Source organism: Curtobacterium flaccumfaciens pv. betae (assembly GCF_026241855.1).
Taxonomy (GTDB): Bacteria; Actinomycetota; Actinomycetes; order Actinomycetales; family Microbacteriaceae; genus Curtobacterium; species Curtobacterium flaccumfaciens.
The window spans coordinates 1,880,632-1,896,779 of record NZ_JAPJDC010000001.1; the positions used below are offsets into that span (position 1 = coordinate 1,880,632).

General features: G+C 69.9%; 14 protein-coding genes. 5 read left to right on the forward strand and 9 right to left on the reverse strand.

Annotated elements, in window-relative coordinates; genetic code table 11:
• Positions 1 to 495: 495 nt before the first annotated feature.
• From ORG17_RS08950 to deoC, 3 genes are all read right to left on the reverse strand, one after another.
• A complete protein-coding gene (locus ORG17_RS08950) occupies positions 496 to 1,104 on the reverse strand; it encodes a hypothetical protein (protein ID WP_214585986.1) in 609 nt (202 codons plus the stop codon).
• 195 nt (positions 1,105 to 1,299) lie between these two features.
• Positions 1,300 to 2,253: an ROK family protein gene (locus tag ORG17_RS08955; RefSeq protein ID WP_214527949.1), complete on the reverse strand. Its 954-nt coding sequence runs from the start codon at positions 2,251 to 2,253 to the stop codon at positions 1,300 to 1,302.
• A gap of 147 nt (positions 2,254 to 2,400) precedes the next feature.
• Positions 2,401 to 3,132 (reverse strand): deoxyribose-phosphate aldolase, encoded by a 732-nt coding sequence (deoC, locus tag ORG17_RS08960; RefSeq protein WP_214527948.1) that lies wholly within the window; start codon positions 3,130 to 3,132, stop codon positions 2,401 to 2,403.
• A 43-nt stretch (positions 3,133 to 3,175) separates the two neighbouring features.
• Here deoC and ORG17_RS08965 point away from each other — a divergent pair, with 43 nt between their 5' ends.
• From ORG17_RS08965 to ORG17_RS08980, 4 genes are read left to right on the forward strand one after another with little or no spacing between them, the layout of a single operon-like run.
• On the forward strand, positions 3,176 to 4,708 hold the full coding sequence (locus tag ORG17_RS08965) for an SDR family oxidoreductase (RefSeq protein WP_250892599.1): 1,533 nt from the start codon (positions 3,176 to 3,178) through the stop codon (positions 4,706 to 4,708).
• Positions 4,705 to 5,289, forward strand: coding sequence for a GDSL-type esterase/lipase family protein (locus tag ORG17_RS08970; protein ID WP_071244688.1), 585 nt, complete (start codon positions 4,705 to 4,707; stop codon positions 5,287 to 5,289). The genes ORG17_RS08965 and ORG17_RS08970 overlap by 4 nt, the downstream gene beginning before the upstream one ends.
• Positions 5,289 to 5,720, forward strand: coding sequence for a DUF6804 family protein (locus ORG17_RS08975; RefSeq protein ID WP_083404122.1), 432 nt, complete (start codon positions 5,289 to 5,291; stop codon positions 5,718 to 5,720). The genes ORG17_RS08970 and ORG17_RS08975 overlap by 1 nt, the downstream gene beginning before the upstream one ends.
• Positions 5,721 to 5,769: 49 nt before the next feature.
• Positions 5,770 to 7,323 (forward strand): stealth conserved region 3 domain-containing protein, encoded by a 1,554-nt coding sequence (locus ORG17_RS08980; RefSeq protein WP_214527947.1) that lies wholly within the window; start codon positions 5,770 to 5,772, stop codon positions 7,321 to 7,323.
• A 550-nt stretch (positions 7,324 to 7,873) separates the two neighbouring features.
• Here ORG17_RS08980 and ORG17_RS08985 read toward each other — a convergent pair.
• From ORG17_RS08985 to ctaE, 5 genes are all read right to left on the reverse strand, one after another.
• Entirely contained in the window at positions 7,874 to 8,833 is a 960-nt protein-coding gene (locus tag ORG17_RS08985; RefSeq protein WP_163343615.1) for a phosphodiesterase, read from the reverse strand.
• Positions 8,834 to 8,998: 165 nt separating this feature from the next.
• On the reverse strand, positions 8,999 to 10,687 hold the full coding sequence (gene qcrB / locus ORG17_RS08990; RefSeq protein WP_071244691.1) for a cytochrome bc1 complex cytochrome b subunit: 1,689 nt from the start codon (positions 10,685 to 10,687) through the stop codon (positions 8,999 to 9,001).
• On the reverse strand, positions 10,687 to 11,751 hold the full coding sequence (gene qcrA / locus ORG17_RS08995) for a cytochrome bc1 complex Rieske iron-sulfur subunit (protein ID WP_027465615.1): 1,065 nt from the start codon (positions 11,749 to 11,751) through the stop codon (positions 10,687 to 10,689). The genes qcrB and qcrA overlap by 1 nt, the downstream gene beginning before the upstream one ends.
• Positions 11,752 to 11,784: 33 nt before the next feature.
• The gene (qcrC, locus tag ORG17_RS09000; protein WP_027465616.1) at positions 11,785 to 12,594 is read right to left on the reverse strand and encodes a cytochrome bc1 complex diheme cytochrome c subunit; all 810 of its coding nucleotides are present in this window, start codon (positions 12,592 to 12,594) and stop codon (positions 11,785 to 11,787) included.
• Between the two features lie 21 nt (positions 12,595 to 12,615).
• Complete coding sequence (ctaE, locus tag ORG17_RS09005) at positions 12,616 to 13,254, reverse strand: aa3-type cytochrome oxidase subunit III (protein WP_027465617.1); 639 nt, start codon at positions 13,252 to 13,254, stop codon at positions 12,616 to 12,618.
• A gap of 70 nt (positions 13,255 to 13,324) precedes the next feature.
• Here ctaE and trpD point away from each other — a divergent pair, with 70 nt between their 5' ends.
• Positions 13,325 to 14,380, forward strand: coding sequence for an anthranilate phosphoribosyltransferase (trpD, locus tag ORG17_RS09010; protein WP_214527946.1), 1,056 nt, complete (start codon positions 13,325 to 13,327; stop codon positions 14,378 to 14,380).
• Positions 14,381 to 14,575: 195 nt separating this feature from the next.
• Here trpD and glpK read toward each other — a convergent pair whose 3' ends face one another.
• Positions 14,576 to 16,087 carry a glycerol kinase GlpK gene (glpK, locus tag ORG17_RS09015; RefSeq protein ID WP_017887334.1) on the reverse strand — a complete coding sequence of 504 codons (1,512 nt, stop codon included), beginning with the start codon at positions 16,085 to 16,087 and terminating at the stop codon, positions 14,576 to 14,578.
• Positions 16,088 to 16,148 lie beyond the last annotated feature (61 nt).

The window sequence follows — 16,148 nt, forward strand, 5'->3', positions numbered from 1 at the left end:
TCACGACTCGTCGAACCGGCACCGTCGACCGGTCACGAACCGTCAGCCGGGGCCCTGCCAACCGACAGTCCGCGACCACTCGGCGGACGCGAGCGGGGTGTCCTGACCGCCCCCACGCGCCCGACCGGAGGCCCACGGCAGCCCCGCCCCGCGCCTCCCGTGACTCAGCCCCATCCGCCGGTCACGACTCGTCGTACCGGCACCGCCGACCGGTCACGAACCGTCGGCCGGGGCCCGGCCAACCGACAGTCCGCGACCACTCGGCGAACGCGAGCGGGGTGTCTTGACCGCCCCCACGCGCCCGACCGGAGGCCCGCGGCAGCCCCGCCCCGCGCCTCCCGTGCCTCCCGCCCGTCCACCGGTCACCACTCGTCGCACGGGCACCGTCGACCGGTCACGAACCGTCAGCCGCGGCCCAGCCAACCGACGGTCCGCGACCACTCGGCGGAAGCGAGCGGGGTGTCCTGACCGCTCGGCGAACGCGCCGGCGACGCCCTAGCGGACAGCGCCCCCAGCGCCCCCAGCGCCCCCTGCCGCATCAGGCAGCCCCGGCAACCCCGGCAGCCCCCACAACCGCCGCTCAGCCTGCCGCACCATGGGAATCGTCCCGAGCGACCTCAGGCGCGCCTGCAGCTCGGCGACCGTGACCGCCCCGATCGCGAGCAACCCGTGCACGGCCGTCGCCTCGGCCACCCCGAACGCACCGGCCGTCGGCCCCGGCGTCCGGAGCAGGTCGACCGCGGTCCGCGTCGGCAGCGTGACCCGCAGCCGCGAGAGCTCGACGGTGTCCGCGACGTCGATCCGGACCTCTCGCAGGCGGACGTCCGGCCCGACGTGCACGCGCACCTGCGGCGGGATGCAGGCCTCGAGCGGCGCCGGCGGCCGGGACACCGCACCCCAGATCCACGCGGCGGTCAGCGTGCAGGCGATCAGGCGCGCGTCCCGCAGGACCCATGCTGCAGCGGCGGCGCGCAACCACGGCGTCTGCGGTTCGGCGGGGGAGGCCCAGCAGGGACCGACGGCGACCACCTCGCCGGCCAGGACCGCCGCACGCAGCTCGGGTTCCGGCCAGTCGTCACTGGTCAGCAGTCGCGGGCGGGGCACCCGCACATCCTGCCTGACCTGCGCGGGCGACCGACAGGCCTGTGGACAAGCCACCCACCTGCCGGGAGGCTCGTGGCGGGCCCGCACCGCTCCTCCAGGCCGTCGCCGGTCACGTCCACGGCGTGGGCCGCGTCGACGACGCGACCAGCCGCGCCCGCGCGCCGGATCGGGCCCGGCCGGACGGGACGCGCGCGCTCAGCGCAGGACGTCGGCGCGGTGCACGAGCGCCGCGGCACCGATGAGCGGACCGTCCTGGGACAACCCGGTCGGCACGATCTGCACCTTCGTGACGAACCCGAACTCGACACGCTCCGCCACGGCCTGCCGGGCGTACTCGAACAGGTCCGGCGTGACGTGCGAGAACCCGCCGCCGATGGCGACGATCTCGAGGTCGACCAGGCTCGTGGCGGCGGCGATGGCCTGCCCGAGGGCACGGCCGCTCCGCTGGACCGCGGCGACGGCGATCTCGTCGCCGGCGGCGTAGGCGGCCGAGAGCTCCTCGCCGGTCGTGCCCGCGAAGCCCTGACGACGTGCCCAGGCCACGGTCTTCGGGCCGCTGGCGATCGCCTCGAGGCAACCGGTGCCCCCGCAGGCGCAGGGGTCGTCGTAACCGCCGCACTCGACGTGGCCGATGTGGCCGGCGTTGCCCGTCGGTCCGCTGACGGTGCGACCGTGCAGGATGAGCCCGCCGCCGACGCCGGTGGAGACGATCATGCCCATGACGTGTTCGTACCCCTGGGCCGCGCCGACCCAGTGCTCGGCAAGGGTGATCGCCAGGCCGTCCATCCGGAGCGTCACCGGGACGTCGCCCGGCACGAGCGCCGCGATCCGGTCGCGCAGCGGGTGGCCACGCCAGACCGGCATGTTGAGCGGGGAGACGAGGCCGTGCTCCTCGTCGACGGGCCCGGCGGAACCGACGCCGACACCCACGAGCGTCGCGTCGGCCGGCAGCGCGCCGAGCGCGGCCGTGACGACCTCGTCGACGGCGGCCTGCAGCTCGTCCGAGGTGCGCTGGGGCCCGGTGGGGCTGCGGAACCGGGTCGCCGGCAGCACGACGCCCTGGTCGGTGACGAGCGCGGCCTCGACCTTCGTGCCGCCGAGGTCGACGGCCAGGGCGAGGGCGGGGGACTGAGGTGCGGTGCTGGACATGCGCGCTCCGATGCGGCGGTCTGGAGGCACGGTGCGGGTCGCCGACGCGTCGTCGCGTCCGGTAGGCACCGGCCTGGTCGTGGTGGGTCGTGCTGGGCGCGTGGGCTCAGCCCGGTGGGCTCAGCCAGGTCGGCTCAGCCCGTGGGTTCAGTAGGACGTCGTGTCGTCGCCGAGCGCCGAGGCGGCACCCGTCTCCGCGCGGTGCGCGACCTCGTCGAGGATGCGGGCCGAGGCGCTCGTGCCGATGCGGTTCGCGCCAGCCTCGACCATCTCGAGCAGGGTGTCGAGCCCGCGGACGCCGCCGGAGGCCTTCACGCCGGTGTCGGCACCGACCGTGCGGCGCATGAGGGCGATGTGCTCGGCCGTCGCGCCGCCGCCGGCGAACCCGGTCGAGGTCTTCACGAAGGCCGCGCCGGCGGTCTGTGCCGCACGCGAGGCCGCGACGATCTCGTCGTCGGTCAGGAACGCGGTCTCGAGGATCACCTTGACGACGGTGTCGCCGGCGGCGTCGACGACCGCGCGGACGTCCTGCTCGACGCGCTGCCAGTCGCCCGACTTCGCGGTGCCGATGTTCTGCACCATGTCGAGCTCGAACGCGCCGTCGGCCAGGGCCTGCAGCGACTCGGCGACCTTCGCCGCGGTGGACGTGGTGCCGTGCGGGAAGCCGATCACGGTGCCGACGCCGACACCGGTGCCCGTGAGGCGCTCGACGGCGTGGGCGACGTCGCTCGGACGGACGCAGACGCTGAAGACGCGGTGGGCGGCGGCTTCGTCGAGCTGGGCGTCGACGTCCGCGCGGGTGAGTTCGGGCTTCAGGATCGCGTGGTCGATGAGGCCGCGGACGGCATCGACGGTGACGGGGAAGGCTGCGTTGTCCACCCGGCAAGCCTACCCGTCAGGCGTGCCGCGTAGCGTGCAGGGCATGCAGGTCCTCGTCACCGGCGCCACCGGGTACATCGGTGGTCGTCTCGTCCCTCGTCTCCTCGAAGCCGGCCACTCCGTCCGGGTGTTCGTGCGTAACCCCCGGAAGCTCCAGGACGTCCCGTGGAGCAGTGAGGTCGACGTCGCGGAGGGCGATCTCCAGGACGCCGAGGCGGTGCGCGCCGCCGTCGACGGGATCGAGGCGGTCTACTACCTGGCCCACGCGATGGGGGCCGACGGCGACTTCGAGACCGCCGAGCGCGAGGCCGCGGAGACCATGGCGCGCGAGGCGAAGGCGGCCGGCGTCAGCCGGTTCGTCTACCTGGGCGGGCTGCACCCGGACGGTGAGCTGTCGAAGCACCTCCGCAGCCGCAAGGAGGTGGGGGAGATCCTCCTCGGCTCGGGCGTGCCGACGGTGGCGTACCAGGCCGGGGTCGTGATCGGCTCGGGCAGCACCTCGTTCGAGATGATCCGGCACCTGACCGACGTCCTGCCGTGGATGCCCGCGCCGCGCTGGGTCCGCAACCACATCCAGCCGATCGCGGTCCGCGACGTCCTGTACTACCTGGTGGCCGCGCTCGACGTCCCAGCCGACGTCAACCGCACCTTTGACATCGGCGGCCCCGACGTCCTGCGGTACGGCCAGATGCTGAACGGCTACGCGGTCGAGGCGAAGCTGCCCCAGCGCCCGATCACGGTCCTGCCGGTGCTCACCCCGCGCCTCGCCGCACACTGGTTCAACGCCGTCACCCCGATCCCACGCAAGCTCGCGACGCCGATCATCGAGTCGCTGCAGTTCGAGTGCGTGCAGCGCGAGCACGACATCGACGACGTCGTGCCGCAGCCCGAGGGCGGGCTCACCTCGTACCGTCGGGCCGTCCGCCTCGCGCTGAACAAGATGCGCAGCGGTCAGGTCCAGACGAGCTGGCGGAGCGCGACGCTCTCGAGCGCCTCGGCCGACCCGATGCCGAACGACCCCGATTGGGCCGGGCACACGGTCTACGTCGACGACCGGAAGCGGCACTCCAGTGCCTCCGCCGAGGACGTCTGGCGCGTCGTCGAGTCGATCGGCGGGGACAACGGCTGGTACTCGTTCCCGCTCGCCTGGGTCGCCCGTGGCTGGATGGACAAGATCGCCGGCGGCGTCGGCCTGAACCGCGGGCGTCGTGACCAGCAGCGCCTCGAGCAGGGCGACGCGCTCGACTGGTGGCGCGTCGAACGACTGGAGCGCGGCCGGTACCTGCGGCTCCGCGCCGAGTTCAAGTCGCCCGGTCGTGCGTGGCTCGAGATGACCGTCACACCGAACCCCGACGGCGGCAGCGACTACCACCAGCGGGCGATCTACTTCCCGCAGGGACTCGCCGGCCGGCTGTACTGGTACGGCATCCTGCCGTTCCACGGCATCATCTTCCCCGGTATGGTCGAGCGCATCACCGCCGCCGCCGAGCGGGAGTCCGACCACACCGGGTCCACGCAGCGCAACCGGACGCAGCAGACCGAGACCCCCGAGCCGGCGCACGAGGAGGCAGCATGACCGACGACCGCAGCCCCGTCCTCTTCCTGGGGGACAGCATCACCGAACAGGGTGACTGGGACACGTGGCTCCCCGACGAGCACACGCTGAACCAGGGCATCGGCGGCGACACGACCGACGGCGTGCTGACGCGCCTCGACGCCGTCGTCGCCGAGCAGCCCGAGGTGATCGTGCTGCTCATCGGCACGAACGACTTCGGCAACCACCGCGCCAGCGCCGAGCACGTGGTCCGCAACGTCGAGACCATCCTCGTCACGCTCCGCCGCGAGCTGCCGGGCGTACGTCTGCTGCTCGTGTCGATCCTGCCCCGGCAGGCCGAGTACGCCACGAAGATCGAACAGGCCAACCGGCACCTCCGGCAGTTCGTCGCCACCTGCCACGCGCAGTACCTCGACGCCTGGCCCGCCCTGGCCGACGGCGACCACCTGGACGCGCGCTTCACCGAGGACGGCCTGCACCTGACCGAAGAGGGCTACCGCGCGCTGGTCGGTGAACTGGTACCGGCGCTCGAGCGCGTCCGCGACCTGCCGCCGATGTCGCGGTCGATCCAGGCGATCGACCTCGACGGTTCCTCGGACTGATGGCCGCTCGCAAGGGGCGGCCCCCGGTGGGGTCGTCCCAGCACGGCGTGCCCGCAGGGTCCCCTCGACCCGCACCGGCCGCACCGGCCAGCGGTGCCCGTGCCACGCCGCCCTTCACCCGCCCGGCGCTGGCACCGTCGATGATCGCGGCGATCGTGCTGCTGGCCTGCGTCGCCATCGTCGACTCGTCGGGCTTCGTCTTCGCCCGCTGGGGCGTCACGGTGCTCGCGCTGATCGTGCTCGTCTTCAGCGTGCGCGGGAAGGTCTGGTGGGCAGCCCTCCTCATGGCCGCCGTCGCCGTCTGCTGGAACCCGCTCGTCACGGTGCCGATCCCCGGACAGGTGTGGGCGGCCCTGCAACTGGTCGCCGCCGCGCTCTTCATCGTGGTGGGCATCGTCGTCAAGGTGCCCCGCGAGTCGGACGGACGGTAGGATCGGCAGGTCGGGTACAGGACCCGACCGCACGACCCGAAGGGCATGGATGAACGACGAGACCGAGCCGGTGACCGAGAGTCCTCTGCTGAACCCTCGACCGTCCTCCGGCGGTCTCGACCGATCCGACGTCGTCGTCCGCAAGGGGCGACTGACCCTGATCAACGGACACCTCACGCCCCAGCAGTCGATGATCGAGGACCTGCTGTTCCTCGACGACGCGCTCACCGCGGCTGACGTCGACCACCTGCTCATCCGCGGCAACGACCAGCGCCCGGTGATCGCCCTCGACGAGCGTGACCGCCAGCGCGCGGAGAGCGCCGTGATGTCCGCGGCCGTCAACGAGCCCTTCTACGCGAAGCCCCCGGGCAAGCCGGCGGTGCTCGTGCAGGACGACGGACTCGGCTCCCTCGAAGAACCGGTGCTCCGCGTGTTCCGCCCGCGGCTCGAGCCGCTCGGACGCCTGCGCTACGGCGCCGAGACGAGCGTCCAGCTCGAGTTCTGGCGCGTCACCGACATCGAGGTCCTCGCTCCCGTCGAGAACGCCCTGATGCGTCGCAGCCTGCCGATCGACGAGTTCGTGCTCGTCGACATCGAACGCTACGGCCGCACCTGGCGAACCGTCGAGCACATGTTCGACGACCACGTCTCGGACATCCGCTTCCCGATCGACATCGTCTTCTCATGGGTCGACGGCAACGCCATCGAGTACCAGCGCGCCCGCCAGGCCGCACAGTCGAACGCCGTCCTGGGCGAGGGCGACGACGCCCCGGCCCGGTTCCGCCAGATCGACGAGCTGAAGTACGCGCTCCGCTCGGTGCACACCTTCGCACCGTGGATCCGCAAGATCTACATCGCGACGGACTCCCCGGCACCGCACTGGCTCGCCGATCACCCGAAGGTCAGGATCGTCCGCAGCGAGGAGTTCTTCGCCGACCCGTCCGTCCTGCCGACCCACAACTCGCAGGCCGTCGAGTCGCAGCTGCACCACATCCCGGGCATCAGCGAGCACTTCATCTACTCGAACGACGACATGTTCTTCGGACGCCTCGTCGACCCCTCGGCGTTCTACAGCCCGGGATCGGTCACGAAGTTCATCCTCGCGTCGACCCGGATCGGCCTCGGCTCCAACAACCCGGCGCGCAGCGGTTTCGAGAACTCCGCCCGCGTGAACCGTCGCCTGCTGCAGCAGCGCTTCGGTGCGGTGACGACCCGGCACCTTGAGCATGCCCCGACGCCCCTGCGCGCCTCGATCATGACCGAGATGGAGCACGAGTTCGCCGACGAGTTCGCGGCCACAGCGGCGTCACGCTTCCGCGCCGCCGACAACATCTCGGTGACGAACTCGCTGTACCACTACTACTCGCTGCTCACCGGTCGGGCGATCATCCAGGAGAACGCGGCCGTCGGGTACATCGACACGACCATGGTCTCCGGGCTCAAGGCCCTCGACGAGCTGCTGAAGAAGCGGAACGTGGACTTCTTCTGCCTCAACGACGGCAGCTTCCCGGAGGTCAGCGACGAGGAGCGCACGCAGCGCGTGACGGACTTCCTCGAGCGTTACTTCCCGTTCCCCGCGCCGTGGGAGCGCCCCAGCGCTTAGGACGCGCCAGCGGCCTGCTGGGGCGCTCCGGGCGAGCCTGCGAGCCCGGTCCCATGGGACGCCCAGGACGCGCCAGCGGCCTGCTGGGGCGCTCCGGGCGAGCCTGCGAGCCCGGACCCGGAACCCAGCCCCCGGTTCGGACCCTCCACCGGTCACGACTCCCCGCCACCCACACACCGGGCGGTCACAGCCCGTCGGCTGCGCCGCCGGCAAACGACGGAACATGACCACGCGACGCAGCACCGGCGGTGTGTCGTGACCACTCCGCGGGCCGGGAGGCGCGGGTCGGGCCCGCCACGGGCCTCCCGGCTGTCGGGCCGACCGTCGGGCGTGCCGTCGGGACGTACACGACGCCGCGCGGTCACGACACCCCGTTGGCTGCCCGCCGAGCGGTCACGAACTGTTGATTGCCGAGCCGCCAGCCGACGGAACGTGACCACTCGCCGCGCACTGACGGGGAGTCGTGACCGCTCGCGGCCGCCCTTGGTGAGCAGAAGAGGTCGGGTCCGCATGACGGACCCGACCTCTTCTGCACGCGAAGTGCGCGGCGCTACCGGTGGACGGGGGAGACGGGCACCGAGTCGAGCGTGAACACCGGGATACTCGAGGTGACCGGTGCCGGCTCCACGGCCGCGGGGATCGTCACGCCGTGTGCGGCGAGCTTCGCCTCGGTCTCGAGCGCGGAGACGGGCTGCCCGACGGTGGCGTAGTGCCCGATCGGCACCACCGAGTGGACGACGTTGTGCCCGTAGACGTGCACGAGGTTGAACGACTGCGCACCGTCACGGCCGCGGGTGCCGCCCTGGTACTCGGTGAGGTCCTGGGTGTAGCAGGTGGCGCTGGCGACGGACACCGGGATGCCGGCGAACACGGCACTGGTCGAGTAGTGCAGGTGACCGGCGATGATGGCGAGGACGTCGCTGCCCTCGACGACCTCGGCCAGGGCCTGCTGGTCACGCAACTCGACGAGGACGGTGAGGTCCTGGACGCTCGGTACGGGCGGGTGGTGCATCGCCAGGATGGTGCCGTGCGGCGCAGCCTCGGACAGGACCTCGGCGAGCCAGTCGAGCTGCTCGGGGGAGACCTCGCCGTGGTGGTGACCCGGCACGCTGGTGTCGAGGGTGATCACGCGGAGCCCGTTGACGTCGTAGACGAAGTCGACCGGGCGATCGGTGGGCTGCAGGCCGAAGAGCTCCTGGCGGAAGGCACCGCGCTCGTCGTGGTTGCCCATCGCCCAGATCACCTGCGCGCCGATGCGCTGCGCGGCCGGCTCGAGGATCTCGCGGACACGGGCGTACGCGCCCGGCTCGCCCTTGTCGGCCACGTCGCCAGTGACGACGATCGCTTCGGGACGGGTGCCCGAGGCTTCGATGTCAGCGACGATCTGCGTGAGCCGAGCGGCGGAGTCGACATCGCCGTACAGGTTGCGGTCCCCGGAGACGAGGTGCGTGTCGCTGAGGTGGAGGAGGAAGTGGTTCGGCCTGGGGTGTTCGGCCGTCCGGCTGTCCATCGGGGTCTCATTCCGTTGGCGGATGCGTGGTGCAACACGTTGCCACACCGTCCTGGACGAGTCCAGCACGCGGGAGTGAACCAGCCGTGAACTGGGGGCGGCGTGTTGCCCCTCACACGAAGAAACCCCCGCCACATCGTGACGGGGGTTGCTTCGTGCTACCGATCAGTGATCGCCGGGGCCGACCTGGGGAGCCTGGTGGCCACCCTCGAGGTTCGGGCCGTGGTGCGCGGCGTGCGCTGCCTCGAGCTCTGCCTTCGAAACCGGCTCGATGCGGTCCTCGAAGAAGAAGCGGGAGACGCCGGCGCGGACCTTCTGCAGACCCGTGATCTTGCCCTTGGCGTTCGGGCGGATCATCAGCGGCTTGTACTCGTTGAACTGCAGGAGCTTCCAGCGCTCGTACTCGTCGAGCTGCTCGTGCACCTCGATGTACTCGCCGTGGGGGAGTCGGACGATGCGACCCGACTCGTAGCCGTGCAGGACGATCTCGCGGTCCTTCTTCTGGAGGGCGAGGCAGACACGCTTCGTGATCCAGAAGGCGATGAACGGACCGAGGACCGTCGTCGCCTGGATCACGTGGATCACGTGTTCGATCGACACCAGGAAGTGCGTCGCGATGATGTCCGACGATGCTGCTGCCCAGAGGCTGGCGTAGAGCGTGATGCCAGCGGCACCGAACGCCGTGCGCGTCGGGGCGTTGCGCGGACGGTCGAGGATGTGGTGCTCACGCTTGTCGCCCGTGACCCACGCCTCGATGAAGGGGTAGAGCAGGATCGCCAGGATGAGCAGCACCAGGACCGCGATCGGCGCCAGGATGTTGAACGACACCGTGTAGCCGAACCACACGACCTCCCAGTGCGGCGGGACCAGTCGGAGCGCGCCGTCGGCGAAGCCGATGTACCAGTCGGGCTGGGTACCAGCGGACACCGGGGAGGGGTCGTACGGGCCGTAGTTCCAGATCGGGTTGATCGTGAACAGCGACGCGATGAGGGCCAGGATGCCCGCGACGATGAAGAAGAACCCACCGGCCTTCGCGGCGAACGCCGGGAGGATCGGGACACCGACGACGTTCTCGTTGGTCTTGCCCGGACCGGCGAACTGCGTGTGCTTGTTGATCACGACGAGCACGAGGTGGACACCGAGCACCGCGACGAGGATCGCCGGCAGCAGCAGGATGTGCAGCGTGTACAGGCGGCCGACGATGTCGGTCCCCGGGAACTCGCCACCGAACAGCAGGTAGGCGATCCAGACGCCGATGACCGGGACACCCTCGATCATGCCGACGATGATCCGCAGACCGTTTCCGGAGAGCAGGTCGTCGGGGAGCGAGTAGCCGGTGAAGCCCTCGGCCATGGCGAGGACCCAGAGCAGGAAGCCGAAGACCCAGTTGAGCTCACGCGGCTTGCGGAAGGCACCGGTGAAGAACACGCGGGCCATGTGCAGCATGATCGACGCCACGAACAGCAGGGCCGCCCAGTGGTGGACCTGACGGACGAAGAGCCCGCCGCGGATGTCGAACGAGATGTCGAGCGTGGACTGCAGGGCCGTCGACATCGCCACGCCCTTGAGCGGGACGTACGAGCCGTTGTAGACGACCTCGGTCATGGACGCCTGGAAGAAGAACGTCAGGAAGGTCCCGGAGAGCAGCACGACGACGAAGCTGTACAGCGCCACCTCGCCGAGCATGAAGCTCCAGTGGTCCGGGAAGATCTTCCGGCCGACTTCCTTGACGAGGCCCGAGATGCTGGTGCGCTCGTCGATGTAGTTGGCGACCCCGCCGATGATGCGGGATCCGCGCTCCGGCGCCGGCTTGTTCGACGACGTGTTCGGTGCGGTGGTGGTGGTGCTGGTCATCAGCGTTCACGCTCCCAGAAGGACGGTCCGACCGGCTCGTGGAAGTCGCTCTGGGCAACCAGGTAGCCGTCGTCGTCGATCGCGATCGGAAGTTGGGGGAGGGGGCGTGCTGCCGGACCGAAGATGACCTCGCAGTTGTTCGAGACATCGAAGGTGGACTGGTGGCACGGGCACAGCAGGTGGTGCGTCTGCTGTTCGTAGAGCGCGACGGGGCAACCGACGTGGGTGCAGATCTTGGAGTACGCGACGATGCCGTCGTAGCCCCAGTTCTCGTGGCCCTTGGACGGGTTGAGGTCCTTCGGGTCCAGACGCATCAGGAGGACGGAGGCCTTCGCCTTCTCCTCCAGCATGTGCTCGGACTCGAGCATGCCCTCGGGGATGACGTGGAACACCGAACCGATGGTGACGTCGGAGGCCTTGATCGGCAGACCCGTCGGGTCCTTCGTCAGGCGCAGGCCCTGCTTCCAGAAGGTGTGGCGGAGCAGCTCGTTGGGGTCCTCGGCCGGAGCGAGGTCACGGACCAGGACGATGCCGGGGAGCGGGAAGGCGGCCAGGGCACCGATCATCGAGTTGCGGATCAGCTTGCGCCGGCTGAAACCGGACTCCTTGTCGGCGAGCTGGAACGCCTCGACCGCCTTGGCGCGGGTCGCGTCGGTGCCGCGGGTGCCGTGACGGAGCTCGGTGATCTCGCGGTCGACGACGAGCGACTTCGACCAGTAGACGGCACCGAGGCCGAGGGCGAGGAGCGCGAGGGCGATCGACAGGCCCAGGAAGAGGTTCGCGGTGCGGACCGTCCCGAAGTCGCTCGGGTCGATCGGGAAGGCGACGTACGCCGCGATCGACAGGACGCTGCCGACGATCGACAGGTAGAAGTAGGCGGCGACCTGGCGCTCGGCCAGACGCTGCTTCTTCGGGTCGACATCGGTGCGACGCGGGCGGTGCGGCGGCTCGCCCGGGTTCTCGAACGGGTCGACGGGGAGGACCGCGATCCCGGGGGAGGTGGTCGTGCCGTGCTTCTCGACAGCCGAGGACGAGTTCAGCGTCTCGTCGTCGTGCTCTGCCATGGTGTTCCCTTCAGTGTCGTTCGACACGGACGATCAGTTGGACTTCGCGGTCAGCCAGACGGTCATCGCGACGACCGCGCCGAGTCCGAAGATCCAGATGAACAGACCCTCGGCGACCGGCCCCAGGGAGCCGAGTGCGAAGCCACCGGGGGACTTGTTGTCCTGCACGTACTTGAGGTACGTGATGATGTCGGCCTTCTGCTCCGGCGTCAGGTTCAGGTCGTTGAAGACCGGCATGTTCTGCGGGCCGGTGAGCATGGCCTCGTAGATGTGCTTGCCGGAAACCGTCTCGAGGCTCGGGGCGTACTTGCCCTCGGTCAGTGCACCACCGGCGCCGGCCACGTTGTGGCACATGGCGCAGTTGATGCGGAACAGCTCGGCGCCTTCGGCAGCGTCGCCGTCCTCACCGTTGGTGAGCTCGGTGGACGGGACCGACGGGCCGGGGCCGAGGGAGGCGACGTACTGCGCGAGTGCGTCGACCTGCTCGTCCGTGAACTGCGCGGGCTTCTCTTCGGCCTGCGGGCCCTGAGCGGCCATCGGCATGCGGCCGGTGCCGACCTGGAAGTCGACCGACGCGGCACCGACACCGATGAGGGACGGGCCCTCGCTCGTGCCCTGCGCGGAGAGACCGTGGCAGGTGGCGCAGTTCGAGGCGAAGAGCTTCTCGCCCTCGTTCACCTGCGACTGGCTCGAGGCGGCGACGGTGTTCGTGCTGTCGTCGGCGTTCGCCGTGGAGCTGAACAGTGCGTACGCGCCACCGGTGGTCATGAGACCCACGACGATGAGCGACACGGTCGCCATCGGTGAACGGCGGCCCTTCTTGGACTTGGTTCTGTTGAACATGTGCTGGGGGGTGTCCAGTTCCTACTTGAGAAGGTAGATGACGGCGAAGAGGAAGATCCACACGACGTCGACGAAGTGCCAGTAGTACGACACGACGATGGCGGTGGTCGCTTCCTTGTGGCCGAAGTTCTTGGCGGCGAAACCGCGGCCGAGCGTCAGCAGGAAGGCGATGAGGCCACCGGTCACGTGGAGCCCGTGGAACCCGGTGGTCATGTAGAACGCCGAGCCGTAGGCGCTGGAGGAGAGCGTCACGCCCTCGTGCCAGAGGTTGGCGTACTCGAAGATCTGGCCGCAGACGAAGATCGCACCCATCGCGTAGGTGACGAAGAACCACTCCGTCATGCCCCAGTGGCGAGGGTTCCAGCTCGTCCGGTGCACCTGGAAGCGCTCCGCAGCGAACACGGCGAACTGGCAGGCGAAGCTGGACAGCACCAGGATGATCGTGTTCACGGAGGCGAAGGGCACCTCGAGCTTCGCGGTCTCGGTCGCCCAGAGCTCAGGGGACGTGCTGCGGAGCGTGAAGTAGATCGCGAACAGGCCGGCGAAGAACATGACCTCGCTGCCCAGCCACACGATCGTCCCCACGGCCACGGCGTTCGGCCTGTTGAGGGCCGGACCGCTGGCTGATCTGGAGAGAGAGGTGCTAGTCACGTCCTCCATTATGGCCGAAACCCCCGACAGTGTTTTCGCAGGAGACTGGCGGGTCTCTCGAATTCACTACGATCGAGCCATGCCTGACGCACTTTCTTGGCCAGCGGTGATCAGCGCGCTCATGGCGCGCGAGGACCTGACGATCAGGCAATCCACATGGGCCATGGAGGAGATCGTGCACGGGCGCGCCACCCAGGCACAGATCGCAGCCTTCGCCGTGACGCTCCGCGCGAAGGGCGAGACCGTCGACGAGGTCGTCGGGTTCCGCGACGCGATCCTGGACGCCGCGGTTCCGCTCGACGTCGACCCGATGGCGCTCGACATCGTCGGGACCGGCGGCGACGTGGTCGGCACCGTGAACATCTCGACCATGGCGGCCATCGTGATCGCTGCCGCCGGGGTCCCCGTCGTCAAGCACGGCAACAAGGCCAGCTCGTCGAAGTCCGGGTCGAGCGACGTGCTCGCCGCCCTCGGACTCGATCTCACGATGGACGCCGCGCGTGTCGCGGACACCTTCCGGCGTGTCGGGCTGACCTTCGCCTTCGCCAACGCGTTCCACCCCGGTTTCGCCCACGCAGGCCCGGTCCGGCGCGAGATCGGCGTACCGACGGTGTTCAACTTCCTCGGCCCGCTCGTCAACCCCGCGCGGTGCGAGGCGAACGCCGTGGGTGTCGCCCAGCTCGAGCTCGTCCCGATCATCACGGGCGTGTTCCAGACGCGCGGCGCGACGGCCCTCGTGTTCCGCGGCGACGACGGACTCGACGAGCTGACGACCACCGGGCACAGTCACATCTGGGAGGTCACCGGCGGCCGCGTGACCGAGCACGACCTCGACCCGCGGGACCTCGGCATCGCCCGGGCACGCACGGACGACCTGCTCGGCGGCGACCCCGAGCACAACGCCGACGTCGTCCACCGGGTGCTCGCGGGGGAGACCGGACCCGTCCGCGACATCGTCCTGCTGAACGCCGCGGCCGGCCTCGTCTCGTTCCGCCTGGCGCAGGACCCGAACGAGTCCGACCGGCCGATCCTGCAGCGGTTCCGCGAGCAGCTCGTCGTCGCTGCCGAGGCGGTCGACTCCGGCGCCGGTGCGCGCAAACTGGCTGATTGGGTCGGCGCAGCTCCCGCCGCGTAGTCCACGCCGCCTCCACCCGAACCGCACCCTGCCGCACCGCGCCGGCAACCACCCGACGATCCGACGACCCGACGACCGGCCGCGCCCGACGCGCAGGAGACGCAACGCACAGGAGGCCCGGTGCCGGTTCCAGGAACCGGCACCGGGCCTCCCGTCGGTGCGTTCAGTGCACGCGGTCAGCGTGCGCGTGCTTCGTTACTGCACGTCCTCGTCGACCCAGTCGAAGGTCTTCGTGACGGCCTTCTTCCACAGGCGGAGCGTGCGCTCGCGCTCGGCGGCGTCGAGCTGGGGCTCCCAGCGCTTGTCCTCCTGCCAGTTGGCACGGAGCTCGTCGAGGTTGGCCCAGAAGCCGACCGCGAGACCAGCGGCGTAGGCCGCACCGAGCGCCGTCGTCTCCGCGACGACCGGCCGGACGACCGGCACGTTGAGCATGTCGGCCTGGAACTGCATGAGCTCGCTGTTCGCGGTCATGCCACCGTCGACCTTGAGCTCGGTCAGGTCCACGCCGGAGTCGGCGTTGACCGCGTCGAGGACCTCGCGGGTCTGCAGCGCCGTCGCTTCGAGGGCGGCACGCGCGATGTGCCCCTTGTTGACGAAGCGGGTGAGGCCGACGATCGCACCGCGGGCGTCCGGACGCCAGTACGGCGCGAAGAGCCCGGAGAACGCCGGCACGAAGTACACGCCGCCGTTGTCCTCGACGGTCTTGGCCAGGGCCTCGACCTCCGGGGCGCTGCCGATCAGACCGAGGTTGTCGCGGAGCCACTGGATGAGCGAGCCCGTGACGGCGATCGAACCCTCGAGGGCGTAGTGCGTCTCCTGGTCGCCGAGCTTGTAGCCGACGGTGGTGAGCAGGCCGTTCTCGGAGCGGACGATCTCGGTACCGGTGTTGAAGATCAGGAAGTTGCCGGTGCCGTAGGTGTTCTTCGACTCGCCCTGGTCGAACGCGGCCTGACCGAAGGTCGCTGCCTGCTGGTCACCGAGGATGCCGGCGATCGGGACCTCGCGCAGCAGGCTCGAGGACTCGACGTGACCGTAGACCTCGGAGGAGCTGACGATCTCGGGGAGCATCGACTTCGGGACGCCGAAGTCGGCGAGGATGTCGTCGCGCCACTGCAGCGTCTCGAGGTCCATGAACAGCGTGCGGGACGCGTTCGTGACGTCGGTCTTGTGGACGCCGCCGTCGACGCCACCGGTCAGGTTCCAGAGGACCCAGGTGTCGGTGGTGCCGAAGAGCAGGTCGCCCGCCTCGGCTTTCTCACGAGCACCCTCGACGTTCTCGAGGATCCACATGATCTTGGTCCCGGCGAAGTACGTCGCGAGCGGCAGGCCGACGATGGCCTTGTACTTGTCGGTGTCGCCGTCGGCGAGCTTGTCGACGAGCGCCTGCGTGCGGGTGTCCTGCCAGACGATCGCGTTGTAGATCGGCTTGCCGGTGGTCTTGTCCCAGACGACGGCGGTCTCGCGCTGGTTGGTGATGCCGACGGCTGCGACGTCGTGGCGCGTGATGTCGGCACGCGACAGTGCCTGACCGATCACCTCGCGGGTGTTGTCCCAGATCTCGGCGGGGTCGTGCTCGACCCACCCGGCGCGCGGGAAGATCTGCTCGTGTTCCTTCTGCCCGGTCGAGATGATCGAACCGGAGTGGTCGAACACGATTGCTCGGGTCGAGGTCGTGCCCTGGTCGATGGCGACGATGTAGTCGGCCATTGGTGCTCCTTACGGGTGTTCGGTGCGGTGCGTGCTCGGTCGTACGGAACGGCCGTCCACG